This window comes from Petrotoga sp. SL27 (assembly GCF_002924605.1).
In the GTDB taxonomy this organism is placed as follows: domain Bacteria; phylum Thermotogota; class Thermotogae; order Petrotogales; family Petrotogaceae; genus Petrotoga; species Petrotoga sibirica.
In genome coordinates this window covers 40,318-67,239 of record NZ_JAIP01000024.1, presented here as the reverse complement: position 1 = coordinate 67,239, position 26,922 = coordinate 40,318, and the positions used below count along the sequence as shown (strand labels likewise).

At 35.1% G+C, this 26,922-nt stretch carries 19 protein-coding genes and 1 tRNA gene; 14 read left to right on the top strand and 6 right to left on the bottom strand.

Annotated elements, in window-relative coordinates:
- Positions 1 to 52: 52 nt before the first annotated feature.
- The 3 genes from aspC to AD60_RS09130 all read left to right on the top strand — a co-directional run bounded on the left by aspC (position 53) and on the right by AD60_RS09130 (position 3,712).
- Positions 53 to 1,210, top strand: coding sequence for an aspartate aminotransferase (gene aspC, locus AD60_RS09140; RefSeq protein ID WP_103927603.1), 1,158 nt, complete (start codon positions 53 to 55; stop codon positions 1,208 to 1,210).
- Entirely contained in the window at positions 1,207 to 2,562 is a 1,356-nt protein-coding gene (locus tag AD60_RS09135; RefSeq protein ID WP_103927602.1) for a GlmL-related ornithine degradation protein, read from the top strand. The genes aspC and AD60_RS09135 overlap by 4 nt, the downstream gene beginning before the upstream one ends.
- 286 nt (positions 2,563 to 2,848) lie before the next feature.
- On the top strand, positions 2,849 to 3,712 hold the full coding sequence (locus tag AD60_RS09130; protein WP_103927601.1) for a deoxyribonuclease IV: 864 nt from the start codon (positions 2,849 to 2,851) through the stop codon (positions 3,710 to 3,712).
- Between the two features lie 27 nt (positions 3,713 to 3,739).
- Here AD60_RS09130 and gdhA read toward each other — a convergent pair whose 3' ends face one another.
- From gdhA to AD60_RS09100, 6 genes are all read right to left on the bottom strand, one after another.
- The gene (gene gdhA / locus AD60_RS09125) at positions 3,740 to 5,104 is read right to left on the bottom strand and encodes an NADP-specific glutamate dehydrogenase (RefSeq protein WP_103927600.1); all 1,365 of its coding nucleotides are present in this window, start codon (positions 5,102 to 5,104) and stop codon (positions 3,740 to 3,742) included.
- Between the two features lie 369 nt (positions 5,105 to 5,473).
- A tRNA-Val gene (locus AD60_RS09120) sits at positions 5,474 to 5,548 on the bottom strand.
- Positions 5,549 to 5,609: 61 nt separating this feature from the next.
- Positions 5,610 to 8,237, bottom strand: coding sequence for a glycosyltransferase (locus AD60_RS09115; RefSeq protein ID WP_103927599.1), 2,628 nt, complete (start codon positions 8,235 to 8,237; stop codon positions 5,610 to 5,612).
- A gap of 331 nt (positions 8,238 to 8,568) precedes the next feature.
- Complete coding sequence (locus AD60_RS10630) at positions 8,569 to 9,735, bottom strand: flagellin (protein WP_103927598.1); 1,167 nt, start codon at positions 9,733 to 9,735, stop codon at positions 8,569 to 8,571.
- A 68-nt stretch (positions 9,736 to 9,803) separates the two neighbouring features.
- On the bottom strand, positions 9,804 to 9,989 hold the full coding sequence (locus AD60_RS09105) for a hypothetical protein (protein WP_103927597.1): 186 nt from the start codon (positions 9,987 to 9,989) through the stop codon (positions 9,804 to 9,806).
- Positions 9,990 to 10,193: 204 nt separating this feature from the next.
- Positions 10,194 to 12,536 (bottom strand): glycosyltransferase, encoded by a 2,343-nt coding sequence (locus AD60_RS09100; RefSeq protein WP_158248420.1) that lies wholly within the window; start codon positions 12,534 to 12,536, stop codon positions 10,194 to 10,196.
- A gap of 609 nt (positions 12,537 to 13,145) precedes the next feature.
- Here AD60_RS09100 and AD60_RS09095 point away from each other — a divergent pair.
- From AD60_RS09095 to AD60_RS09045, 11 genes are all read left to right on the top strand, one after another.
- Entirely contained in the window at positions 13,146 to 16,028 is a 2,883-nt protein-coding gene (locus AD60_RS09095) for a PolC-type DNA polymerase III (RefSeq protein WP_103927595.1), read from the top strand.
- Positions 16,029 to 16,274: 246 nt separating this feature from the next.
- Positions 16,275 to 16,703, top strand: coding sequence for a hypothetical protein (locus AD60_RS09090; protein ID WP_103927594.1), 429 nt, complete (start codon positions 16,275 to 16,277; stop codon positions 16,701 to 16,703).
- Positions 16,704 to 16,786: 83 nt separating this feature from the next.
- Complete coding sequence (rpmE, locus tag AD60_RS09085) at positions 16,787 to 17,002, top strand: 50S ribosomal protein L31 (protein ID WP_103927593.1); 216 nt, start codon at positions 16,787 to 16,789, stop codon at positions 17,000 to 17,002.
- Positions 17,003 to 17,246: 244 nt separating this feature from the next.
- A complete protein-coding gene (locus AD60_RS09080) occupies positions 17,247 to 17,618 on the top strand; it encodes a S1 RNA-binding domain-containing protein (RefSeq protein WP_103927592.1) in 372 nt (123 codons plus the stop codon).
- 229 nt (positions 17,619 to 17,847) lie between these two features.
- Positions 17,848 to 19,113, top strand: coding sequence for a histidine--tRNA ligase (hisS, locus tag AD60_RS09075; RefSeq protein ID WP_103927591.1), 1,266 nt, complete (start codon positions 17,848 to 17,850; stop codon positions 19,111 to 19,113).
- A 25-nt stretch (positions 19,114 to 19,138) separates the two neighbouring features.
- On the top strand, positions 19,139 to 19,993 hold the full coding sequence (locus AD60_RS09070) for a hypothetical protein (protein ID WP_103927590.1): 855 nt from the start codon (positions 19,139 to 19,141) through the stop codon (positions 19,991 to 19,993).
- Between the two features lie 108 nt (positions 19,994 to 20,101).
- Positions 20,102 to 21,355 carry a DegT/DnrJ/EryC1/StrS aminotransferase family protein gene (locus tag AD60_RS09065; RefSeq protein ID WP_103927589.1) on the top strand — a complete coding sequence of 418 codons (1,254 nt, stop codon included), beginning with the start codon at positions 20,102 to 20,104 and terminating at the stop codon, positions 21,353 to 21,355.
- Positions 21,339 to 23,234, top strand: coding sequence for a nucleoside-diphosphate sugar epimerase/dehydratase (locus tag AD60_RS09060; protein ID WP_103927588.1), 1,896 nt, complete (start codon positions 21,339 to 21,341; stop codon positions 23,232 to 23,234). The genes AD60_RS09065 and AD60_RS09060 overlap by 17 nt, the downstream gene beginning before the upstream one ends.
- The gene (locus AD60_RS09055; RefSeq protein WP_103927587.1) at positions 23,231 to 24,304 is read left to right on the top strand and encodes a glucose-1-phosphate thymidylyltransferase; all 1,074 of its coding nucleotides are present in this window, start codon (positions 23,231 to 23,233) and stop codon (positions 24,302 to 24,304) included. The genes AD60_RS09060 and AD60_RS09055 overlap by 4 nt, the downstream gene beginning before the upstream one ends.
- A 27-nt stretch (positions 24,305 to 24,331) precedes the next feature.
- The gene (locus AD60_RS09050; RefSeq protein WP_103927586.1) at positions 24,332 to 25,927 is read left to right on the top strand and encodes an alpha-amylase family glycosyl hydrolase; all 1,596 of its coding nucleotides are present in this window, start codon (positions 24,332 to 24,334) and stop codon (positions 25,925 to 25,927) included.
- A 161-nt stretch (positions 25,928 to 26,088) separates the two neighbouring features.
- The gene (locus AD60_RS09045) at positions 26,089 to 26,862 is read left to right on the top strand and encodes an inositol monophosphatase (RefSeq protein ID WP_103927585.1); all 774 of its coding nucleotides are present in this window, start codon (positions 26,089 to 26,091) and stop codon (positions 26,860 to 26,862) included.
- The last annotated feature ends 60 nt before the right edge of the window (positions 26,863 to 26,922 follow it).

Here is a 26,922-nt window from a genome sequence, read left to right as displayed (position 1 = left end):
AGCGGGGTGAAAGGGCGCTAATAAACTCCCAACAATTAAAAAGGAGGTCCCTATGGAATTTTCTGCTAAAATAGAATCATTACAACCATCAACGACTATTGAGTTAAACTCAAAAGCATTAGAACTACAAAGCAAAGGGTACGAAATAGTCAGATTGACAGCTGGAGAACCTGATTTTGATACTCCTCAGCCTATAATAAACGCAGCTTACCAAGCCATGAAAGAAGGGAAAACCAAATACACCGACAACAAAGGAATAAAAGAACTCAGACAAAAGATAGCTCAATATATAAATAAAAAATACTCAACTAATTACAATGAGAACAATGTAATCGTAACTAATGGGGGAAAACAAGCACTATTTAACTCACTCTTTTTGATAACAAACCCAGGCGATGAAATAATCGTTATTGATCCATCTTGGGTCAGTTACGACGCACAAATCAGAATGGTTGGCGGAATCCCCGTTCACGTTAAAACTACGAAAGAAAATAACTACATCCCCGAAGAAACAATGTTGGAAAAAGCTATAACCAAAAAAACAAAAGCGATTATAATTAATTCTCCCAACAACCCAACAGGTGTTGTTTACGATAAAGAGTTTTTGAGTTTTATCTCAAGACTCTCCATCGAACATGACCTTATAATCATAAGTGATGAGGTATACGATGCCCTAGTTTATGACGGTAACTACACCTCTATGACAAACTTTGAAGAATCAAGAGATAGAACAATATTGATCAACAGTTTTTCAAAGACATGGTCAATGACTGGATGGAGAGTAGGATATACGATTGCTAACGAAAAAATCGTATCTCAATTGGCTAAGATTCAATCCCATTCCACTTCTAATGTGAACACACCTTCCCAATATGCAGTGCTCAAAGCCCTAGAAATAGACAATTCTTATATGGTAAAGGAATTCAAAAAAAGAAGAGACTACTTGTACGATGAATTCAAAAAGCTCGATTTAACAAACGATAAACCAAAAGGCACATTCTATTACTTTATCGACATATCGAATTATGGATTAAGCGACAAAGAATTCTGCGAAAAATTACTCGAATACGGTCTAGCAGTTGTACCTGGTTCTGCTTTCTTTAGCGATGGTCACATCAGACTTTCATTCGCAGCCTCTATGGATGATTTGCAAAAGGCGGTTGAAATACTTAAAAAGTTCCTAACAGATTTGGAGAAAGAAATGTCATGAAAATTGATTTATTAGTAGCTGAGATAGGAAGTACAACAACGGTGATAACAGCTTACCAGCTCAAAGAAAAAAACATTAAAATATTAGCTCAAACAGAAAGTTATACAACCATAGACAAAGGTGATGTAACCCTGGGAATAGAAAAAGCACTAAAAAATATCGAAGAAAAAGTTAAAGATAAAATAAGTTGGGAAAAATTTTTAGCAACCTCATCTGCCGCTGGTGGGCTAAGTATGACGGTTCACGGGTTAGTTTACGATATGACAGTCAGGGCAGCAAAAGAAGCGGCTTTAGGCGCAGGGGCTATTTTAAAATACATCACATCCGGCAAACTTAGAGAAAGCCATTTAAAACAAATTTTAAAAATAAAACCAAAATTGATTCTCTTATCAGGTGGCGTAGATTACGGGGAAGAAGAAACCGTTCTTTACAATGCTGAATTACTCTCTAACTTGCCATTAGACATTCCCATAATATACGCAGGAAACACTGCTGTGAAAGAAGAAATAGAAGAAATCTTCAAAGAAAAGAACAAAAATATAATCATAACAGAAAACGTCTACCCTAAAATAGATCACCTCAACGTCGAACCAGCAAGAAAAATAATCCAAGAAGTTTTTTCAAAACACATAATTCATGCACCTGGTATGGAAAAAATCTATGATGTAGTAGATGAAGAGGTCATACCTACCCCCGGGGCTGTTATGAACACCACAGAATTATTAAATGAACTATATGGAGATGTTCTAACAGTTGACATTGGTGGAGCCACTACTGATATAGATTCCGTTACAGATGGCTCTCCCGAAATTCAGAAGATCTTAGTCTCCCCACAACCACGTTCCAAAAGAACGGTAGATGGAGACATGGGAATATATGTAAACGCACATAACGTTGTTGAAATGATCGGCAAGGAAGAAATAAAAACGGACATTGAAAACTACGAAGAGATACTAAAAAATATATCCCCGTATCCACAAAACGAAGAACAAGAAAAATTTGCAGCTTACCTGGCAAAATTTTGTTTCTTAACATCCCTAAAAAGACACGCCGGAAGAATTGATTACATATTTACACCCACCGGAAGAAAAAAGGTAGCTCACGGAAAAGACCTAACCGCCGTAAAAACTATCTTTGGCACTGGAGGAATACTATCCAGATCAAAATACAACAAAGAGATATTTGAAAGCTTAAAGCAGCTAAAAAATTCTGATGATCTATTACTGCCTCCAAAAGACGTAACCTTCGCCTACGACAAAAATTACATATTTGCAAACATAGGCGTTATCGCAAACCTCGACAAAGAAATAGCAAAAAAAATATTACAAAATGACATAGAATGCCTTCCCTAGACGGGTGGGGAGCGGGGTGAAAGGGCGCTATTAAAGACTTTTCCTCACGGGCGGGTGCGGGGCGAAGCCTTTCCCAATCCTTATGGGTGGGCTGCGGGGGAAGGGCGCAAATATAGACTAAGCGTAGCTTACAAAAAAGTTCATCTTCAAATAAGATATAAATTTTAAAGGGGTTGCAGGGCGGAGCCCCCTCCCCTTGTTGGTTATAAAGGACCGCAGGTCCTTCCTTAGACGGGTGGGCTGCGGGGGGGTAGGGCGCAAATAACAACTATTAGGAGTGAAAAAAATGATAAAAATCGGTGCACATATGAAAATCTCAAAAGGCTTCAACAAAGTCCCTTCTGACACAACAAACATCGGAGGCAATACCTTCCAAATCTTCACAAGTTCACCACGAGTTTGGAAAGTAAATCCACCAAAAGAAAACGATGTAGAAGACTTCAAAAACGCAATGAACGAATCCAACATAAATTTTGAAGATGTCTTAGTTCATTCAAGCTATTTAATAAACCTAGCCTCTCCAAAAGATGAAATCAGAGAAAAATCTATAAAAGCTATGATAGAAGAAATAAAAGCCACAGACGAATTAGGAATACTTCACTACAACTTCCATCCAGGAAGCCATTTAGGTGAAGGAGAAGAATTCGGCATAAACAAAATATTAGAAGGGTTAGATATCGTCTTCAAAGAAATTCAGAATACAAAAGTAACTATCTTGCTCGAAAACGTTGCACAAAAAGGTTCAAACATAGGATACACCATGGAACAACTGGGAAAAATAATAAACAAATCCCAATGGAAAGAAAGATTAGGCATAACTTATGATACCTGCCATGGATTTGATTCAAACTACGACATAAGAAAAAAAGAAGAGGTGCAAAGACTACTAGATGAAATTGACAAATACATCGGCTTAAACAAACTAAAAATGATTCATCTAAACGATTCAAAATTTGACTTGGGCGCAGCTAAAGACAGACACGAATTTATAGGCAAAGGATACATAGGAAGGGAAGGATTTAAAACCTTCTTCTCTTTCGATGAAATATCTAAGCTACCTCTGATACTTGAAACCCCTGGAGATGATCCAGAGCATAGTCAAGATATTAAAATAGTAAAAGAGATCTTCAAAGAATTAGGAAAGCTTTAAAAAATACCCCCAGATGGGGGTATTTTTTTAAACAACTCCTTGATCCATCATAGCTCTTGCTACCTTAAGAAAAGCAGTTACATTAGCCCCAAAAATAAGGTCTCCGTCTTTCTTGTATTCTTCAGCTGTCGCCTTTATACTACTGTATATGTCCTTCATTATCTCTCGTAGTTTTTTATCTACATCTTCAAAACTCCAAGACTCCCACATACTATTTTGAGTCATTTCTAATGCAGAGGTAGCAACACCACCAGCGTTGGCAGCTTTAGCTGGGGCAAACATAACGTTATTTTTTTGGAAACACTCAATAGCTTCTGGAGTGCACGGCATATTAGCACCTTCTGCTACTACTAAAACACTATTATTCACAAGTGCTTTTGCTTCTTCTGTATCTATTTCGTTTTGTGTAGCACATGGAAAGGCAATATCACACTCAATTTTCCAAATATCTTTACTATTGTCATTATACTCAGCAGAAGGATGAGCTTTAAGATACTCAACTATTCTTCCTCTTCTTTTTTCTTTTATCTCAATCACAGAATTTAAATCTATCCCTTCTGGGTCATATACTACACCATCAGAATCACTAATAGCTATCACTTTTCCACCAAGTTCTTTAACTTTTTGAGCAGTGTAAATAGCCACGTTTCCAGATCCAGAAATTATAACCCTCTTGCCCTCAAATGTTTCACCAATATCTTTAAGCATTTCTTCAACGAAATAAACCAATCCATACCCCGTTGCTTCTATTCTAACTAAACTTCCACCCCAATCTATTCCTTTTCCTGTTAGCGTACCAGCTTCAAAACGGTTGGTAATTCTTTTGTATTGACCAAAGAGATACCCAATCTCTCTTTTTCCGACACCTATATCTCCAGCTGGAATATCGGTTTGTTCCCCAATGTGCCTGTATAGTTCAGTCATAAAGCTTTGGCAAAATCTCATAACTTCAGCATCTGATTTGCCCTTTGGATCGAAGTCACTACCACCTTTTGCTCCACCTATAGGCCTTCCAGTTAAAGCGTTTTTGAAAGTTTGCTCAAATGCAAGAAACTTCATGATTCCAGAATACACAGTTGAATGAAAACGCAACCCCCCTTTATAAGGCCCTAATGCGGAGTTGAATTCAATTCTGTATCCCCTATTTACGCGAACGTTCCCTTTGTCATCTACCCATGGAACACGAAAGATAATCTGCCTTTCAGGCTCAGTCAACCTTTCTAAAATCCCGTTTTCTTCAAATTCAGGATACAATTCAACAACAGGCTTGATACTTTCAAGAACTTCACGAACCGCCTGGTGAAACTCAGCTTCTCCAGGATTCTTTACAATTACCCTTTCAATTATGCTGTCAACATAACTTTCTTGGGTTAATTCAATAGAGTTACTCACTGTTACCTCCTCCTTTTTGGTTTTTCCCCGGTATACCTAAAAAAATAAAACAACAAGAAATTATTTTCATAACAAATAATTCAATGAAATATATTTCATTATTACTAATAAATGGTAATAAATATATTTACTCGGTTATTTTTGATTATACACAAAACTGGCAAAAATGCAAAATTTTATAATTTTTTTGCCGAATATGCTTAAAATTACTTATTCATGGTAGGTTTTGATGATGTGCTATAACTGAAGAAAGCTAATTAAAAAAATATTTATATTTCTTTAATAAAAAATTTATTTTTCTAGTCTCGTGAGTAGGTACCAGGAGGTATGCAGAAAGAATAAAAATACAACATGTGGGGAAAGCAAATATGGTGGGCGCTGTAGGGTTTGAACCTACGACCTTCTGCGCGTGAAGCAGACGCTCTCCCACTGAGCTAAGCGCCCCCAAAACACTTTTCTAAAATATTATACAATATATTTCAAATATTGTCAATGAAAGTAAAAATTACTCTTTATACGCTTGAATACATCTCAAATTCCCATCAATTGCCTCAACTTTTGAAACCTTAAACCCCTCTTTCTCAAATAAGGAAATCAACTGACTCGTTGTTCTAAGCACCCTAAACTTCGGAAGAAACCAAACCACGTTCTCTCTATCCTTTAAATCAGGAACATACACAAAAGCTAAAACTCTCTGCGCCTTCTTTAAAATATCAGACAGATCATAATTTTTCTCAAACTCCCCTACAATTAAAAGATTGTTAGAAGTATCCTTCACAGAAACACCCAAATCTTCAAAAACACTTTCATACTTCTCTTTATCAACTCCAAGAAGCTTGACATCTTTAAAATTACTATCAATTAATCCCTTTAAAATGACTTCCTTTTTGATCTCCAAAGGAGCAGACTTGTAAGTTTCTTTCTCACGCTCCTCGTAAATCTTCAAAGCTTCATCACTAGGATAAGGGGAAGCGTACATAAAAGATTCTGATTTCTTCCAACTCCTAATGGGATGAATAATCCCAAGCGTGGAAAACTTTTCAGAAATATTCCCTACCCAAATCATTTCATCGTTGTTTTTCATAAAACTAATCTGAGTACTTGGATAAAGCCCAGAATAACCGTATCTACCAAGTGCCAAATCAGCGAGTTTGTTATTCTCTTCTACAGCTTTTATATGCAAGTCAAAAGCTTTTTTATTATCTTTTTTCTCGTATATCTTAGCAAGCCTATAATAATAAAAAGGAAATTCTTCGATATTTTCTATTTTTTTCAACAACGTTTCAGCCTTTTGTGGGTCTTTTTGAATAAAAGATACCCCAGAAACGTACAAAGCCAATGGAGCTTCAGAAATAAGATAAAGTTTTTCAGCGTTCTCTTGCCCAACGTACCCCATAATATCGAAAATGAACTCTTTCCCTGAAGCAAAATGGACATACATCTCTTCGTAAACCCCGTCCATCTCGGGGTCTAATTTCGTGCTCAAATCCTCAATTATAGGTTTAATAAACTGTGAAAGCTCGGGAAGTATTTCTAAAGACTTTTTATACTGACTCAGAGCCTCTTTGAACCTTTTCAAACTCAGATAACAATCTCCTAATAAGGCGTATAAAACTCCTTGAATCTTTTCATCTTCGATCTTTCTTAAACTAGAAAGGGTCTTCAACGTATCAACAGTATCTTTTGTGTTTTGCAAAACAGAATAAAAAAGCAAAAGTCCAGGTATACCGTTTTTTTCTACAAAATTAAGATAATCACCTTTAGTTAAAAAATCTAAAAGTTTGTCTTCTGATGTTTTCATCTTCTTTATTATGTATTTTGAAAGTTCATTTCTACAAGATAATTTATCTAACAAAACCTCATCGACTTCAACTTCTAATTCAGCAATTTTTTCAACGACGCTGTCATAATAAATCACAATTCCTGATCTTTCTACACCTTCAACCATAACTCTTAATCCAGGTAATAACTTTTCAAACTCATCTTTAGCTTCAACATCATCTTTTATATCGTTCATCAAAACATACAAATTCTTTTTATCGATATTAATGTTCTCTTCTTCACTAAATGCAATGGAAATATGATTGTTGAAACCTTCAAAATCCTTTTTTTTCAACATTGCACGTGCCATCAAAATATGTGCCAAAGGCACTTGCTTGAAAGACATAATAGTCCAATCAAAATTCTCAACATTCTTCATAGCTTCATCTAAGACTTTAAAAAACTTTTCTCCCCACTTGATTAGCTCATCCCAATCGGTTGATCTTTCGTACAAAGCCATCATACCAAAGTAAGGATCAGGATACTGAGGAGTAGCATCTATACACTTTTGCAGCAAATCCTTTCCAAGATCTTTTAAACCCCCAAACATACAGTCCAATCCAAACATGTACAAAAATTCAAGCCCTATGGCAGGAACTTTTCCTACTCTTCTTATCTCTGAGAACGTCTCCCAAGCAACTTGGTTCTTCTTATACGTGTACCCCCCGATAGACTCCGTTTTGTACAACTGAACTAAATAGTATAACCTCTCGATAGGATGTTTCGCTTCCTTTAATTGCTCTCTTATTAAAGTACCGGTTCTTTCATACTTCTTTCTCTTCAAAGCCCTCGTCCAGATGTAACCGTAATGAAGAATTGGAAAATTACCTCGAACTACCTTTGGTTTATATTTAGCTTGATTATGGACAACGTTTTTGTATTCAATGGTACCTTTTCTAAAAATTCTTGGAGTCGAAGCTACTTCAGTTCTTGTATAGTCAATATCCATATAACTTATTGTTGGTATATAGACAGTGTTAACATCTTTTGGCTGCCTCATAAGAAAATCTCTTATATTTTTTTTAAACGATTCTGACGCCTCCTCATCCGCATCGTATATTAAAACCCACTCACAAGTTGGAAACTTCAAAGAATAATTTCGAGCCTCAGAAAAATCATTCTGCCACTCATGAAAGTACAACTTATCGGTATACTCTTTAACTATCTGGGGCGTTCTATCTGTGGAACCCGTATCAACAACGATTATCTCATCAGCTACATCTTTAATAGCTTCTAAGGCGCGTCTAATATTAGCTTCTTCGTCCTTAACAATCATAGCAACGGACAACAATTTTTCTTTATCAGCACTCATAAACTTTCCTCCCATCAAAAAGCTACATCTATTATATCATTCTTGTTCAATATATTTAATTCCTTAAGGGGCTTTCTCCAATCATAGAAAAACTACCTTAAGGGGTGGTGGGCGGGAATAGATAAAAGAAGCTCTAACCAAAGAAAAAACTCCTTAAAGGGCGGCGGGTGGGAATAGATAAAAAACATACTTAAAGGGTGGTGGGCAGGAATAGATAAAAGAAGCTCTAACCAAAGAAAAAACTCCTTAAAGGGCAGCGGACTGGAATAGATAAAAATTACTCACAAATAACAAAAAGAGGGCCCCACGGACCCCCTCTCTAAATTTCCCTTTATCTCAACAACTGCAACACATTTTGTGGAATCGTATTCGCTTGCGCCAACATTGCATTCGATGCCTGTAAGAGTATCTGTTGCTTTGTAAAAGCCATCATCTCTTTTGCCATATCTGCGTCTCTGATTCTGCTTTCGGCTGCAGTTAAGTTCTCAGAAGCTACACCCAAGTTGGATATAGTATGTTCTAGCCTGTTTTGGACAGCACCAAGCGAGGCTCTTGCTGTACTTACCTTGTGAATCGCAGCATCCACAACCATTATCGATCTTTCAGCACTGTCTTGGTCGGTTGCTTTAAGTGACTTTTCGTTGAGTCCAAGTGCTCCCGCACTCATATCGTCTATTCCAAGTACGATGTTGTGACCTTCATTCGCACCTATTTGCAAAACTAGCTGATCATCAGCTGTGTTGATTCCTTCAACTCTAACTACTGCACTATCTATAACTTCATTTAAAGGTAACGATCCTCCAAAATCATCAATATCAAAGGTCGCAGCATCCCATTTAAAGGTAATATTTCCTAGCTTTGCTGATGCTGCTCCCAAAGTGCTTAGTGTTGAACTTATTGTTCCATCAGCTTTTATTTGAGTTATTTTAACATCCAAAGGAGAGGTGACATTGCCATCTAATTGTCCAACTTCTACAACATAAGTACCTTCCTCTGCTCCGGAGCTTACAACTGCTAGCTCCACATTGATATTGCCACCTGTAACAACTTTGGCATCCACTGAGCCTCTGAATGATTCAATCTTACCATCAAGCAATTTCATTGTGTTGAACTCTGTTGTTCTTGAAATCCTATCAATCTCGTCTCTTAGTTGATCTAATTCTAACTGAATTTGGTTTCTATCAACATTTGTGTTGGTATCTGATGCAGCTTGAACAGATAATTCTCTCATTCTTTGAAGTATAGAGTGTGTTTCTGTCAATGCCCCTTCTGCTGTTTGTATCAAAGATATTGCGTCTTGTGCATTCTTTACAGCGGTATCCAAACCTTTTATTTGACCTCTCATCTTTTCGGATATTGCTAATCCCGCTGCATCGTCTCCTGCTCTGTTGATCCTTAAACCAGAAGAAAGTTTTTCAAGTGTTTTACCCATAGATTGGTTTACTTGATCCATCGATCTCCATGCATTCAATGCACTGATGTTGTGGTTAATCCTCATAATTCATACACCTCCATGTGATTTTTTTGTTTCTTGCCCTTCCTTGGACAAGGATTTTTCCCTTAGCGCTAAGGATTTTCATAAATATTATCGAACAGTTTTCCAAAAACTTTAGCATTTTTTATATGTTCTTTTTCTATCCATTCTTCAGCTTTTTTAACGTTCTTTGATTTCAACATCTGTTTGAATTCATTTAGTAAGTTTATTATACTTTCAATAACTGGGTATCTTTGAATAATCTTTTCGTACAACACTTTTGAAAGACCTTCTACTTCTTCAACGGGTTAGCCATAGCATCAATTATACTCAAACTTGATTCTTTAAGCCTTCGAACATTCCTGCCTTTTTCTTTCAGAAGAAAAGTGTTAAGAACTCTCAAAGGTCGTGGAGAGATTAGTGAATATTATATAAATCAGAAAATATAAATAATTTATATATTGACAATGACCGTTACATTATCAATGATTGTTTAGACCTTTTTGGCGTCTGCAGAAAATAAAAAAATCAGAGAGAGACTCCTGAGGATATTTGTTTTTAATCTTACGGAATAATTCCCATTCTGGAGAGTTCTTTTCAATCCAATCAGTAAACCTTCTGTATTTTATGTGAGGGGGCGTGCCTTCTGGATTTTTATCTGTGTTTGAAGAATAGACGATAACAAATTTTTCTGCAGATAGGAATAAGTTTTTCATGTATAAATCAAACTGCAAATCCTCAACCAGGTGGTAAATCACATCCAATGACAACGACAGCTCAGCCTTAAAAAGTGATTTGTTGCTTTCTACCTCTTCTGGATTATATAAGAAAAAACTTTTTGTTTTATCTTTCATAAAACGTTCTCTACACAAATTAACAGCAGTCTCTGAAACATCCAAACCAGTATACTTTGGAAAGTCAAACAAAGATACTTGATTCCCATCTCCACATCCAAGTTCTACAATGGATTTAATTCTTTTCTCCTTTACAAAAGAATTTATTACTTCTGCTTTGAATTCTGCTAATTTTCCATAAGAACCATGTCCTGAATTACCTCCTGTTTTGTATCTTTCTTCCCAATATTTTTTACTTCCTGGAAATCTAAACATATTACCAATGTAACTTAACCTGGATTCGAGTATCTGATATACAAAATTTTGAATTATCTTTTTATTTTTACTTAATGAGATATAATTTGGGAAAGTTATTTGCTTAGTAGAGTGATTATACCAAATATTTTGCAATGCTAATTGTTGACCCTTTTTATTTTTTACTATAAATTCAATAAGGCTAATCTCATCTGTAATTTTTTCTACCTTTCCAATTCTAATTTTAGAACCTTCAAAATCGAAAGAATCAATATATTTGTCTGTGTATGGTGTAAATTCTATAAATTTAGGAATCATATAATCTAAAAATGAGTCCTTCAGATCTTCGGCAACTTTTTTATTTATTTTCTTGTTGACTTTTTCTAATGTATTTAGTGCGGTTTCTAATGCATTAATCTGTTCCTCCAACGTGTAATTATCTTCGATAAACCGACGATAACTTTCTGAGTAGTAACTTTCTTCGGTTATTTTTTCCACCGCTTCATCGATTGTATTGTATATAAGCTCATCCGGATAAAATCCTCGAGCAGCATAAAAATTATGAATTATTGGTTTTATCCCTCGTGCCATCGCTTCCATTATTGCTACCCCATAACCTTCGTGAATACTGGTTGATAAAAAATAATTTTTATCTTCCAACCATGAATTGATGTCATTTGTCCAATCGTGAAAAGTAAATTTATCTTCTATTTTCATATCTTTTAATATGTAATTTAAATATTTCCTTATTCTTATGTCCTGATGATCTCCTATCCAATCTATCCTGTACTCTCCATCTATTTTTAAAAGTTTTTCTAATATTTGGATTATGAGCATTGGATTTTTTTTGTAGTTAACGTGTCCACTAAAACATATTCTTTTACCTTTTGCCCTTTTGTTAAAGACAAACTTATCTAAATTAATTCCATTATAAACCATTGTATATGGAACATTCTTTATCTGAGGGCACGATTCATAAGCATCTTCTCTAACATGATCGGCGACAAAAATCATCCTATCAATAAAATTCCAATTTATTTTTTTAAGCACATTTACATTAAAAGCCTCATACCCATGCAATCTACAAATAACTTTTTTATTTGCTATTTCAGGGACTTTGTTAGTTGCAAATATCGCTAAGTCATTTGCCCATTCAAGCCAGACTATGTCTGCCCATTTTATCGCTTGTGTTATTTCGTTTGCGTCTGTTGATACTACGAGTTTGACATCGTATCCGAGCGAGAAGGTTTCTACTATGTCTTTTAGGAAGTTGTCTAAGCCAGGTAAGCAAAGAAAGGCTATCTTCGTGTCTTTTTTTATCTTGTTTCTTATTTCTAAGAATTTCTTTTTCATTTGTGGATTATCAGTCTGTTGAGCTGCTTTTAGGTAAAATCTTAAAGATGCTAGTTTGCTTCTGTTTTTGAATTCTATGTCTCCTAAGAGGTCATAAGTTGCCCAGTCTTTGTCGTGTATCCTCATGAGGTATCTCCATGCTTCCATCTCTTGGTTCATTTCTTTTAGTAGATACCCATAATTGAATAATAGGTCTGGGTCAACGGGGTTTATTGTTAATCCTTTTTCAAATTGTTCTTTGGCTTTTTCGAGCTCTTTTTTATTGAAGTGTATTAGTCCTTTTAAGTTGTATTTTTTTGGGTCATCATCGGATATTTTTTCTATTTGTTCTTGAGCTTTGTTTATTTCTCCTTTGTTTATCAATTCAAAGATTTCTTCGTACATGGGAATCCTCCTTAGCTTTTGAAGTTTAGTGTCTTTAGAAGTTCTAAAAACTTGTGTTAGCGCCCCTTCGCCCCGCTCCCCACCCATTTAAGGAAGGGACCTGCGGTCCCTTTACCCAGCAGGGTGGGAGAGGGCTCCGCCCTGTGACCCTTTTAAAATAAGAATCTTACTATGTTTGCGCCCTTTAGCTCAGATGCCCACCCATAAGGAATTAAAATGTTTGACTTCGTCTCGCAGCCCACCCTCTAAGGATGATAGTTTTTTATTGTCTTTTAATATTTCTTTTTAGTCAATTGTTAATCCTATTTTTATCGACTAAAATTGGAGAGTTTTTAGCAGAGTTTTTTAAAAGTGATTTTTTCACCCAAAAATTTCGCTAAAAACTGTTGCTTTTAATTTTTAGTGCGCACGGAATTCTTTGAAAATTACGAAGTTTCTAAAATAATCATTCTATCTACATTTGCGCCCCTTCGCCCCGCAGCCCACCCTATAAGGATGAATGGAAGGGCTCTTCACCCCGCTTCCCACCCTCCCTTTCAGCACGATGTTGACTTCTTAGGTAGAATTATGTATAATAATATATATACGTATTCCTAAGGAGGAAGTTCTATGTATTTTTTTGAGAGTCTTTTGGATATTAAAGGGCGGGAGGAAGAGTTTTTTAATAAGGAGATAAGCATAAAAGGCCAAATTTTTCATGTTAATGAGTCAAAGGATTTTTATTATCTGTTTGTTACTGATTATAGTTATTCTTTTTTGTGTAAATCCAAAAGTAAATTAGAAAAAGGTGAATGGTTTAGATTTGAAGGGGTATTAGAGTACGATAGCGAAATGGGGAGTTATTGTTTGAATGTGGTTACAATAAAAGCTGCTGTTCCATCGGCTTGGCACGATCTTTCGGTAGAAAAGAGGGTTGAACTTCATGCGCATTCAAAGATGAGCTCAAAGTTGTCTATATTGGGTATGGAGGAGTTAGTGGATGCTGTTTCTTCGTTTGGACAAAAGGCGGTTGCCATTACAGATAACGAGAACGTACAGATAATTCCTTATTTCTATGAGTATGCTAAAAGAAAGGGTATAAAAGCTATTTTTGGTTGTGAGTTGAATGTGCACGATGAGAGAAGAGGGATCGTAAAACATGTGAATGTGCTGGTTAAGAATAAAGAGGGGTTGAAGAATCTTTATAAGATAGTATCCATTTCACATATGAACGTTGTGAATAAAAGTGCGATAATTTCACTTTCTGATTTGAAGAATTTGAGAAAAGGACTACTTTTAGGCTCTTCACTGGATGGATTTTTGCTTTACTCCTATTTGAACAAGTATTCTACTGACGATTTAAAGGAATGGGTCACTTTTTTTGATTATATAGAGCTTTTCCCTGTGGATTGTTATAACGATTTATGTTTGGAGAAGGGTAAGATTATCGATTATTCTAGAACTGTCTATGATCTGGCAAAAGTTGTCAGAAAGCCTGTTGTTATGTCCGGGGATGTTCATTATTTGAGAGACGAAGATCGAGAGTATTTAAACGCTATGATCGTTGGTACATCCACAAAGAACAAACCAAGAAAGACTGTGCGAAGTGTTAATTATTTTAGAAGCACTTCTCAGATGTACGATGAGGCGTTTGAGATCTTCAAAAAACGTGGCATTGCAAAAGAAATTGTGGTGAAAAATCCGAATAAAATCGCTGGTGAGATAGAGGAGTTTGCTCCTTTTGATTTTAAATTGAAGGCGCCTTATATCCCCTCTGCCGACCAAAATTTGAGAGATATCGTATATAACAACGCAAAAAAGAGGTATGGGGAAAAGTTACACCGTATAATTATAGATAGGATAGAAAAGGAATTGAAAAGTATAGTAGATAACGGGTATGCGGTGATATTTTTGATCTCAGCCGATATGGTCAAGAAGTCTTTAGAGATGGGTTACCCAATCGGTTCGAGGGGTTCTGTTGGTTCTTCGCTTGTGGCTTTTCTTTTGGGGATAACGGAGGTTAATCCGTTGCCACCACATTATTTTTGTGAGAGTTGTAGGTTTATAGAGTTCGTGGAGGATTTGAATTTGAGTGGGTTTGATTTAAAAGAGAAGTCATGCCCAAATTGTGGTGCGATTTTGAACTCCGATGGGCATAATATAAGGTTTGAGGTTTTTATGGGGTATTCTGGCGAGAAGATCCCAGATATAGACGTGAATTTTTCGGCTGAGATTTTCACCGATATACAGAGGTTCTTGGAAGAGAAATTCGGTAGGAATTATTGTTACAAGGCAGGTACGATTAGTACCATCTCAAGGTACAACGCTATGAAGATGGCTCTTAATTACTTCAAGGATAAAGATATGAATTTTGCGCATCTTTTTTGGATTTCCCAGAAAATAAAAGGAACAAAGTTGAATACAGGTCAACATCCTTCGGCTATGATAATAATCCCTCAAGAGTACGATGTTCATGATTTCACTCCTTACCAATATTCTGCTAATTCTCCCGAGATTGGTATCGTTACGACACATTACGATTTTAAGGCATTAGAAAATGATTTGTTGAAAATAGATGTGTTGTCTCACGATGGTCCAACATTTTTAAAGATGCTTAAGGATTTAACCGGTTACGATTACAACGATATTTCAATGTACGATGAGCAGGTCCTTTCACTTTTCTCTTCTACAAAAGAGCTGGGAGTGAATCTTTCAGAGATAGGTACGGAGATTGGAACGTTGGGTGTACCGGAAGTTTGGACACCTTTTTCCCATAAGATGCTCACCGAGACGAGGCCCAAAACTTTTTACGATCTGTGTAGAACAAATTCGCTTGCACACGGAACGGATATTTGGTTCAACAACGCCCGTGAGATAGTTTTGAAGAATGTTGCAGATATCGATCAGATCGTTAGTTGCCGTGACGATATTTTGATAACGCTTGAATATTTCGGAGTGGAACCAAAAACAGCCTTTATGATTATGGAGAAAGTGAGAAAAGGGAAAGAGCTTACAGAGAAAGAGTTGAAGGCGATAGATGATTCAAAAGCCCCCGAATGGTATCTTGATTCTCTGAAGAAGATTCATTATCTATTCCCAAAGGCACATGCGGTTGCTTACATGATAATGGCGTACAAGATAGCGTTTTACAAGCTTTATTATCCTCTTGAGTTTTACATGGTTTATTTCACTATCAGAGCGAGGTTTTTTGATATTGATATTATAATGAATGAAGAATTGACGGTTCAGGCGATTAAAAAACTTTCAAAAAACGAATACCAACATAATTACGAAGAGTCCAACTTTTATTCCACGCTTAAGACCGCCTACGAGATGAGAAAAAGAGGTTTTGGCTTTTTAAGACCGGATCTTTACAAGAGCGAAGCAAAGGTTTTTAAAATTGAAGGGGAATATTTGAGGATTCCTCTGACCAAAGTGAGAAATATTGGTAGTAAGAATGCCCAGAGGATCCTAAAAGAAAGGGGAGAAATCCACACAAAAGTTTTTCTTTAGAGGAAGCTAACGTTGTCTTTAGATTGTTGTTGTTTGGGGACATTTTATTAAATAATCTCACTTTTTATTTCTTGATTAAGTGGTGAAATCTGGTTCTTAGGTTTCTATGGCAACGTTAGGTTATGGTAATGTGAACAACGTAAGCATATTTAAAGAAATTAATAGAAATTTAATATAGTTATGATATTATATTTGTGTAACGTTGTTTAAATTTTTGATAAAAATTAGATATCGGGAGGGATTCAGATGAAAAAGATAGTAGTTTCTTTATTCGTATTAATAGTTTTATCTGTAGCTGTTTTTTCTGCTCCATTAGGTATAGGTGTAAAGATTGGTGAACCAAGTGGGTTGTATATAAGAAGTTATACCAGTTCAATGAGTTTTGCCGGTATCACTGCTGCATGGTCTTTTTCTCACAACAGCTTCACCATACAAGCAGATTATAATGCTGTTTCTCCAAATGTATTTGGTGATATCGATTTTAGTTATGGTGGAGGTATTCATGTTGGTGTACAAGACGATCTAAATTTAGGTATACGTTTCCCGTTGGCTTTGAATTTTGCTATCCCGGAAACTCCAGTATTAACATTTTTAGAAATCGCACCTGGCTTTATGTTTCTCCCCAGCACAGATTTTGATTTAAGTGGAGGATTAGGTATAGTATATAACTTTTAATCTATAACTTCTTTTTAATTGACATAATTATCAGAGTATGATACAATAGTTTGGGAAGAAATATAGATTAAGGAGTGTTAGACGTGAAACAAGGTATTCATCCAGAAATGAGGCTTATAACCGTAAAATGTGCTTGTGGCGCCGAACATACAATGTATTCTACGGTTGACAATTTCAGGTTAGATGTTTGCTCAGAGTGTCATCCTTTTTACAAAGGAAAATTAGGTTCACAGATATTAGATACTGAAGGTAGAGTACAGAAATTTAAGAACAAATACAAAGATTTCCTTGAACACTAAAATCTCTAATTATCTTATTTGGGGGGGATTTGTTAGAGTTAAGGAATAAATCTTTCAAGAGATAAAAAGCGTTATCCAGTTGGTCCTTGCTATTGGTAAATTTTTGCCAATATCCAATTGGAAACACAACAAAAAATCTCGGAGGTGAAAACCAACGCCCGGACCCAGGCCACTCGTATATAAAGGGTGATATCACGACTTAGCAAGGTTCTCGTGATTAAGAAAAAAGGGCAAGGTAATTATTTTGGTAAACGAAAGTTTAGCAGCAGGGGATTCTGTGAAAGGTAAAGTTGTCGACATCAAAAAGTTTGGTGCTTTTTTAGAACTTGAAAATGGTGAAGAAGGATTTGTACACATTTCAAAGATTTCAAAAAAGTATGTTAGAGAGATATCCAGTTTTTTAAAAATTGGTGATGAAGTTCAAGGAAAAATCATAGGAAGAACAAAAGACGGAAAATATGAGTTGTCTTTAAAAGATTTCGATGAAGAAAAAGAGGATACTGGAAAATCACATAATTTCGAAAAAAGATTGAACCAGTATCTAAAGGACAGCGAAAAGAAGATATCCGAGTATAAAAAGCATTTAGATAAGAAAAAGAATACAAGAAGAAGATAATTAATTATAAGATTTATAGATTATATATAGAATAATCATTAAGAGGGAGAATTTCTCCCTCTTAATTATTTTTTAGGTCTTTGAAAATTCTAAACTCTGCTCTTTTCTTTTTAAAGTAACAAACTTTGTGGTAAAATAATTAAGAAAGATGGGAGCCGGGTGAAGAGAAGCTAAAATTAGCTTTAAGTACATATATAGAGGACAAAAAAGATCTAAGGAGGATTAGCATTTGAGTACTTATACAAGGATAAAAGGTACCAAAGACATTTTTGGAGCAGAAGTTAAGTACTGGGAATACATTCAAAATACCGCAAAGAAACTGTTTAAAATATACGGGTACAAAGAGATAAGAACCCCGTTAATTGAAAAAACCGAACTTTTTAGCAGAGGAATAGGCCAAGAAACAGATATTGTTCAAAAAGAAATGTACACTTTTGATGATAAAAAAGGAAGGTCACTGACCTTAAGGCCTGAAGGAACCGCTTCAGTAGCAAGGGCTTACATAGAAAACTCGCTAATAACGTTTGGATCTCCTCAAAAATTATTTTACATAGGTCCTATGTTCAGATATGAAAAACCTCAGGCAGGTCGTTATAGGGAGTTTTATCAAATAGGAGCAGAGATTTTTGGAACAGACCATCCTTTAGCAGATGCAGAATTAATCACATTTATCTACGATTTCTTTAATAAGCTAAAATTGAACAATTTTAAAATTAAAATCAATAGCATTGGTACCTTTAAAAGTAGGGGAAAATACAAAGAAGTATTGAAAACTTATTATCAGCCATTGTTACCCAACCTATGTGAAGATTGTCAAAGACGGTTCAACACGAATATTATGCGGTTATTGGACTGCAAAATTGACGTTGAAGCGGCAAAAAATGCTCCTTCAATCTTAGATTATTTAGACGAAGAAAGTCACGAACATTTTGAAAGCCTTCAAAAATATTTGAAGGCTTACAGTGTACCCTTTCAAGTTGATCCAAAGATCGTTAGAGGTTTAGATTATTATACCAAAACGGCCTTTGAAGTAGAACATTCCGATTTGGGTGAGCAAGCTGTCATTGCAGGTGGAGGCAGATACGATGATCTTGTCGAACAATTAGATGGCCCTAAAACTCCAGGGGTTGGTTTTGCGATAGGGATTGAAAGGGTGATAGAAGCTTTAAAAAGAGAGAATATCGAGGTTGAAAGTGAAAGCGAAATAGACGTTTATGTTTCTTTCCAAGGAGAAAAAGGTGAAATGGCGGCGGTTACTTTATCAAAAGAGCTGAGAAAGAAAGGCATAAATACTTATTTAAATATATCAAAAAGGAATTTATCTGGACAATTTAAACATGCCAATAGATTAAAAGCTAAATATGTGGTTGTAATAGGAGATGAAGAGATTTCTAGTGATATAGTGACAATAAAGAATATGAAAACCGGAGAACAGACCCAAATCGAAAGAAATTGGGTAACTGAAATCATTATTGAAAAATTAAGAGAAGAATAAAAACTTTTCAATTGGAGGAAATTGAATGATTTTACTCAGACCTTTTATTATTTTTATAACCTTTGTATTATCTTACATTCCCGTTTTACAATTCATCGGACTGGCTTTATTGTTTTTTATTTACCACGTTTTAATCAGAAATAGAAATCTTCACATTGAACGAATGAAGAAGGTCTACGAAACTAATAATTTGAGTTTTCCTGATTTAAAAGAAAGTAGTCCCACAATTTGGTTTGTTTTGTACATGGTTTCTTTTTTGGTATTAAATGTTTTTTATCTATATTTGGTACAACAAGTAGGAAGTTTAACTTTTGAGGAGATGCAAACTTTCACACTACCAAGTTGGCAGATTTATTTATTTTTGGGAAGCTTTCTATTAAGCTGGATCTCATATGCCATTATGATAAATAGGATTGACAAAGACCAATGGCAACTTCAAGAATCTGAAATTAGCAACAAAATAGTTAAAAATCGTTTCATCAAATTGAGAGACGGAAACGTGGCAATGTTATTAAGAATTGTTACTCTCGATATATACCAGTGGTTTCTTTTGTTTTTCTTACTAAGAGAAACAACCATACATTACTTTGAGGATGGAACTGCTACCGGAAGGTATCTTGAACTTATCAAAAAAGATGACCAAGAAACACAAAACGAATCATCAACAAACGACACAGCTGAAAAACCAGCACAAGAGGACCTTTATGAAAAAATAACCCATCAAATTAAAAATATTGGGAAAGATGAAAGATATAGTACTATTTTTTCTCATGTTACATCTATATCAGATAAAAAGAAAGCTGAGGAGATATTAGAAAAGTTATTAGAAGATGGTTATATAGAAGAAGAAGAATACAAAAAACTTCAACAATTTTTGTAATTTTTGCTGGTGTGTGCAAAAAAAGCTCTTTTATAATAAAGTATGATTTTGAATTTGGGGATCTTAAGGGGGGAACCCCCTTAACGTTTGGAGGTGACATAACCAACAATGTTTGTCCCATTATCAGGTGCAGATATAACTGACTTCGAGAAAAGAACCATTATGGATGTTTTAAATTCTGAAAGACTTGCTCTGGGACCTTACTTAGAAAAATTCCAAGAAATAATAAAAGAGTACGCTGATACAAAATATGCTCTTGCTGTGAATAGTGGGACATCAGCCTTACATTTGATTTTAAAGGCTTTGGATTTTCAACAAAATCAAAAAATGATCGTAACACCTTTCACTTTTATTTCTTCGGCTAACGCAGCTTTGTTTGAGAAAGGAATACCGGTCTTTGTTGATATTGATCCTCATACTTACAACTTATCTATCAAAAATTTAACAGAATTCATAGACAAAGATTACAAAGACGACGTTACAACTTTTATGGGTGTAGATATTTTTGGAGTTCCCTTAGAGTGGGATGAGATACTTAAGATTCTTCCAGATAAAATAAAAATAATTGAAGATTCTTGTGAAGCATTAGGAGGAGAATATAAAGGGCGTAAATTAGGAACTTTTGGAAAAGCTGGTACATATGCCTTTTATCCAAATAAACAGATAACCACCGGTGAAGGAGGAGTTATAGTTACTGATGATGAAGAAATATTTGAGTTATGTAAGTCCATGTCTAACCAAGGTAGAGGCAAAAGCGGTGAATGGCTAGTAAGCGAGAGACTCGGATACAATTACCGCATGGATGAGATGTCTGCCGCACTTGGTTTTGCTCAAATGAAACGGATAGAAGAAATAAGTTCTAAAAGAAAAGAGAAAGCTATGAATTATTTTGATTTGTTTAAAAGTGAAGAAAGAGTAGTTTTACCTTTCATTCCTAAAGAAGTTACTTCCCAAAGTTGGTTTGTATTCGTTTTGAGACTGAACTTAGATTGGGTATCAGAGTTAATTCATATACCTAAATGGGTTAGAAATTTTGAGCTACCTATGAAAATTGAAGGGGAACAAAATAGAAAAGAATGGAAAGAATTAGTAAATAAGATAAGAAAAGTCTTACGAACCTTCTTAAAAAAATTGAGTGAAAAGGGTGTTGAATCTAAAAATTACTTTTACCCTGTTCACTTACAACCTTTTTATAGAAAAATGTTTGGTTATGAAGAAGGAGATTACCCAGTCACAGAGCTCATCTCATCTTTAACTTTTGCGATCCCATTTTTCTCCAATATCAGTCTTGAAGAACAGAATTATGTATATCGAATAATAACAGATAGCTTAACGGAGATGAAAAATGAAACTTTTGACTAAAAGATCTTTTAGATTGATGATAATAGACTATATTTTGTTTTTCCTTGCATACATTGTTGCGATGTTCATAAGGTTTCAGTTTGACTTTGTGGAGATGAGAAAGTACATCTCCCCCATTTTTTTCTTTCCCTTGATTATGGTAATTGTTTTTTATTACTCTGGAATATATAGATACATTTGGAGATTTGCCACTCTTAACGAATTAAGGCCTGTATTTAATAGTGGTTTCATAGGTTTTCTTATCAACTTTTTTGTTTTTGAGTTTGTAAGAAGATATATAAGCGACATTTTCACTCTTCCTTTCAGTGTGGCAGCAACCGCATCTGTAGTTGGAGTGGTCTTTGTTTCAGCTAGTAGGATATATTGGTTTTCAAGACACTCTCGAAATTATAAAAAACAGATAAGTGGAATTAAAAATATCCTTATAATTGGAGCTGGGGATGCAGGAACTGAATTGTTGGGAGAGTACGAGAGGCATCCAGAAGAGGGATCGGTAGTAGGCTTTTTGGATGATGATCCAGAAAAGATAGGAAGAAACATTCGAGGCTATCCTGTACTGGGGAAAATAAATCAAGTTATGGATTTTGTAGATAAATACAACGTTGAAGAGGTTATAATAGCTATTCCCAGTGCTTCATCTGATCAGATAAAAAAAATCATAGATTATGTTGATACATCAAAGGTTAGGCTGAAAACTTTGCCAGGAATCTTGGAAATTTTAGATAACAAGTTATCACTTGGCTTTCTACGAGAAGTTGATATTTCCGATTTACTTGGTAGAAAGGAAGTTAGTGTTGATTTAAAAGAGATCAAAGATTACATAAAAGGCAAAAAGATACTGGTTACTGGTGCAGGAGGGAGCATAGGTTCTGAAATATGCAGACAAGTTATGCCAATGGGACCCAAAGCTCTTTTCTTACTAGGAAAAGGTGAAAACAGTATTTTTGAAATATCAAATGAATTGAAAGACAAGTTCTCAGATGCGTTTATAGAAGAACTTATCGCGGATGTGTCTGATGAAAATAGAATGAGGTATTTATTTTCAAAATATAGATTTGATGTTGTTTTTCATGCCGCTGCTCATAAACATGTTCCCCTCATGCAAAAAAACCCAACAGAGGCCTTTAGGATCAACACGATTGGAACTTACACCGTAGCAAAACTCTCTGGAGAATATAACGCAGAAAGATTTGTATTTATCTCCACGGATAAAGCCATCAAACCAACATCCATAATGGGTGCTTCAAAGAGACTTGGGGAAATTATAGTAAAGACATTGTCCAACTTTTATCAAACAAAGTATGGAATTGTCAGGTTCGGAAACGTTTTAGGAAGTAGAGGTAGTGTGATTCCAATTTTCAAAGAACAGATACAAAAGGGTGGTCCCGTTACGGTCACACATCCAAATATGAAAAGATATTTCATGACTATTCCGGAGGCTGTCTCTTTAGTATTACAATGTGGACAGTTCGCTCAAAAAGCTGAAATATTTGTTTTAGAAATGGGAGAGCCTGTCAATATTGATCGCTTAGCAAGGGACTTGATCAGGCTTTCCGGGTACATACCAGATCAAGATATCAAAATAGTTTACACAGGGGTCAGGCCTGGTGAAAAACTATACGAAGAAATATTCTTGGAAGATGAAGATTATGAGAAAACTAGAAACAAACGAATCTTTATTTCAAAATCTAACAATCATGAAATAAATAAAGAGAAATTAAATGAATTGATAGACCGAATAAATATTATGATAAAAAATAATGATTACAACAGTGCTATTGAGATAATAAAAGATTACATTCCAGATTCAAATATTTCAAAGATTAGCGAAGGGACACTAACAACTACAACAATCAAACAAGGAGGCAAAAAGCTATGAAAGCATTAATACTCTGTGCAGGGAAAGGAACAAGACTTCGACCACTAACCTTCACAAACGCTAAACCATTGATACCGATAGCTAACAAACCAACCATTATGTATAGCTTAGAAAAAATAAGGGACGCTGGGGTTACAGAGATTGGTTTGGTAGTAAATTCAGAAAATATAGAAGACTTTAAAAAAGTCTTAGGTGACGGTAGTCAATTAGGTATAAAATTATCGTATATTATACAAGAGCATCCAAAAGGTTTGGCGCATGCTGTAAAGGTTTCAAAAGACTTCCTTGATAATGATGACTTTATAATGTACCTGGGGGATAACCTGGTAAATTTTGATCTTAAAAATTTTATAGACCAGTTTAAACAAGGAAATTATGAATCTTTTATACTTTTGACTTCCGTTGATAACCCTTCACAATTTGGAATAGCAGTGATGGAAGATTCAAAAGTAACAAAAGTTGTAGAGAAACCAAAAGATGCTCCATCAAATCTCGCAATAATTGGGGTTTACATATTCACTCCGAAGGTTTTTGAGGCAATTCAAAATATTCAACCTTCGTGGAGAGGGGAACTTGAAATCACCGATGCTATCCAATGGTTAATAGATAATTCAAAAAACGTTGGAGCTCACATAGTTGAGGGTTGGTGGAAAGATACAGGGAAACCTGAAGATTTGATTGAGGCGAATAGAACGATTCTTAGTACTTTAAAAGAACAGAAAATAGAAGGAGAAATAAGATCAGATTCCTCAGTTCAAGGAATGGTACATATTGGGAAAAATACGAAGATAATGAACTCTATCATCAGAGGGCCTGTGATAATTGGGGAAGATGTTACAATAAGTAATGCCTACATAGGTCCATACACAAGCATCGGTGACAGTGCTTATATAAACTCTTCAGAGATTGAAAACAGTATAATCTTAAGTTATGCAAATATTTCAAATGTATATATAAGGATAGAATCGTCTATTATAGGAGAAAATTCAAAGATTTATTCAACAGAAAGGAAACCATATTCACTAAAATTAGTGATAGGTGATTATAGCAATATACAAATACCAAAATAATAGATAATTATCTTGGAGGTAAGAATAATGAACGATAAAATAAAGATAATAACAGAGCTTTGGAACAAATTGTATCCTGATAACAATAAATTGGTAACGCTCTTAGGCTTTTTAAAATCAAAAAAAGATTCTTTTACGTATGCGCCAAGAGATAAATTTTGGTATAAAAAAGGTTTGGTCTATTCTACTTACGTTGACTTATTTGCTGGTAATTTTGACCAAATGAAAGAAAAATTAGATTATTTGAGTAATTTAGGTGTAACTATATTATGGCTTCTTCCTATTTTACAGTCCCCAATGAAAGACCAAGGATTCGATATTTCTGATTTTTACAATGTTCGAGACGAATTAGGTGGCAATGAAAGCTTTTTTGAATTCATCAATCTTGCCCACGAAAAAGGTATAAAGATCCTTTTTGATGTAGCAATAAACCATACTTCTGATGAACATCCATGGTTTCAAGAGGCAAAAAGATCAAAAGATTCTAAGTATAGAGATTATTATATATGGAATGACACCGATAAAAAATACTCTCAAGCCCGACTGCTTTTTAAAGGAATGGTAAACAGCAACTGGACTTACAACCCTGAAACAAGTGACTATTATTTTCATAGATTTTACGAAATACAGCCGGATTTAAACTACAGAAATCCTGACGTGCTGATAGAGATGATCAAAGTTTTCACCTTCTGGAAAGAACATGGTGTCGATGGTTTTCGGATGGATGCAGCACCGTTTTTATGGAAAGAGGAAGGTACTAACTGCGAAAATTTAATTCAAACTCACTGGATTTTAAAAATATTCAGGACAGCTTTAGATTACCTAAAAGAAGGAACAGCATTGATCGCAGAAGCTAATCAACCTCCTAAAGACGTTGTTGCATACTTTGGTAATTCTGACGAATGCCAGGTTGCATACCATTTTCCGGTTATGCCAAAAATTTTTTTGGCTATAGCTGAGGGTAATCCAAACTATATAATAGATACCCTTTCTGAAAGAATTACTCCTCCTATTCCTGAAGATTGTCAATGGTTCGTTTTTCTAAGATGTCACGACGAATTAACCTTAGAATTCGTCGATCCAGAAGAAAGGTCGAAGATGTTGAAATATTACTTACTCGATGAAAGATGGAACTTTAGAGAAGGAGAAGGAATCGCAGGAAGATTGTACAACCAAATGGGTAAGGATTATAAAAAGGTGCTTTTAGCTTATTCAATTTTGTTTTCTTTGGATGGAACACCTATTAATTATTATGGTGATGAAATAGGAATGGAAAATAACGAAGAATTTTATAAAAAAATGACTGAAAAAATAGGCTACAAAGATTCAAGATTTTTCAACAGGGGACCTTTTGACGAAAAGAAAAGAAAAGATGCTCTGAACAATCAAAACAGCGATAGTTATAAGATTTTTCACGGAATAAAAAAGATGCTTGATTTGAAACAAGCCAATGAAGACCTGTTTTTAGAAAAACCTACGTATGAAAATATAGATGGTGTATTTAAAGTTACAAGAAAAAAAGGAAATAAAAGTATTGTTATCTATAACAACTTGACCGCTGAAAGCAAATTAGTAGAAAATATCAATTTACAACCTCATAAATATTTTTGGAAAATAAGTTAAAATGCCCCGAGGAACAAATTGTGGTGAGAAGGTGGAAAACCTTTTCCCTTGCTGGGTTAGGGACCGCAGGTCCTTTCCTTAAATGGGTGGGGAGCGGGGCAAAGGGGCGCTATATATAAAGTTTCTAAAGATAGTCAAAACCTTTTTAGGAGGAAAGTTAGTTGACAAAAAATGATTTCATCGAAATAAAAAGGATAGTCTCTGATGCCGGTGAAAAATTAAAAATGCGGAGTACCGAGAATTTTCATGTTAATTCAAAAAAATCTCGAACCGATCTTGTAACCGATGTGGATTATCAAATACAGGAATACCTAATACAAGAGATAAATAAAAGTTTTCCAAATTCATCATTTTTAGCAGAAGAATCAGGGTTAACTAAAACTCCTGATAAAAACGAATATTGGGTTATAGACCCTATAGACGGTACGGTTAATTTTTCAAGGGGATTACCAGAACATTGTATCTCGGTTGCCTATGTTGAACATCAAGAACCAACAATAGGGATTATCTATTCACCTTTCATGAACCTTTTTTACTCAGCCACAAAAAATAACGGAGCCTATTTAAATGATAAAAGATTGAGACCTCACTGGGCTAAAAATTTTGAAGATGCTATGATTTCCCTTGGAAATGAGAGAGGAAAAACATATAAATATTTTAAAGCGTTGGAAGAAAAAGTTATGAGGATTAGACTGTTTGGTACCGCCGCCTTGCAAATCGCTTATGTGGCGTCGGGTTTTTTGGATGCCTTCATATCTATAAGATCACATCCCTGGGATGTAGCAGCAGGCCATCTAATATTAAAAGAGGCCGGCGGTGAAATTGTAGATATCGATGGAAAAAATGTAAATATTTTTCGGTCGGACGCTCTTTACTGCAACCCTTATATTACTCAAGATCTGATAAATAATTTAAAAAATATTCAAAAATTCTAATGATGGATAATTCGAATGAGCCTCTTTAAAAATACAAAAACGGGAAGAGCTGACTAGTTC

Coding starts and splice junctions, on each gene's coding strand:
- AD60_RS09070 (WP_103927590.1), top strand. CDS start 19,139: ATGATTTTACTCAGACCTTTTATTATTTTTATAACCTTTGTATTATCT.
- AD60_RS10630 (WP_103927598.1), bottom strand. CDS start 9,735: ATGAGGATTAACCACAACATCAGTGCATTGAATGCATGGAGATCGATG.
- AD60_RS09130 (WP_103927601.1), top strand. CDS start 2,849: ATGATAAAAATCGGTGCACATATGAAAATCTCAAAAGGCTTCAACAAA.
- AD60_RS09060 (WP_103927588.1), top strand. CDS start 21,339: ATGAAACTTTTGACTAAAAGATCTTTTAGATTGATGATAATAGACTAT.
- AD60_RS09095 (WP_103927595.1), top strand. CDS start 13,146: ATGTATTTTTTTGAGAGTCTTTTGGATATTAAAGGGCGGGAGGAAGAG.
- AD60_RS09065 (WP_103927589.1), top strand. CDS start 20,102: ATGTTTGTCCCATTATCAGGTGCAGATATAACTGACTTCGAGAAAAGA.
- AD60_RS09135 (WP_103927602.1), top strand. CDS start 1,207: ATGAAAATTGATTTATTAGTAGCTGAGATAGGAAGTACAACAACGGTG.
- AD60_RS09050 (WP_103927586.1), top strand. CDS start 24,332: ATGAACGATAAAATAAAGATAATAACAGAGCTTTGGAACAAATTGTAT.
- aspC (WP_103927603.1), top strand. CDS start 53: ATGGAATTTTCTGCTAAAATAGAATCATTACAACCATCAACGACTATT.
- AD60_RS09055 (WP_103927587.1), top strand. CDS start 23,231: ATGAAAGCATTAATACTCTGTGCAGGGAAAGGAACAAGACTTCGACCA.
- AD60_RS09115 (WP_103927599.1), bottom strand. CDS start 8,237: ATGAGTGCTGATAAAGAAAAATTGTTGTCCGTTGCTATGATTGTTAAG.
- AD60_RS09090 (WP_103927594.1), top strand. CDS start 16,275: ATGAAAAAGATAGTAGTTTCTTTATTCGTATTAATAGTTTTATCTGTA.
- AD60_RS09100 (WP_158248420.1), bottom strand. CDS start 12,536: ATGTACGAAGAAATCTTTGAATTGATAAACAAAGGAGAAATAAACAAA.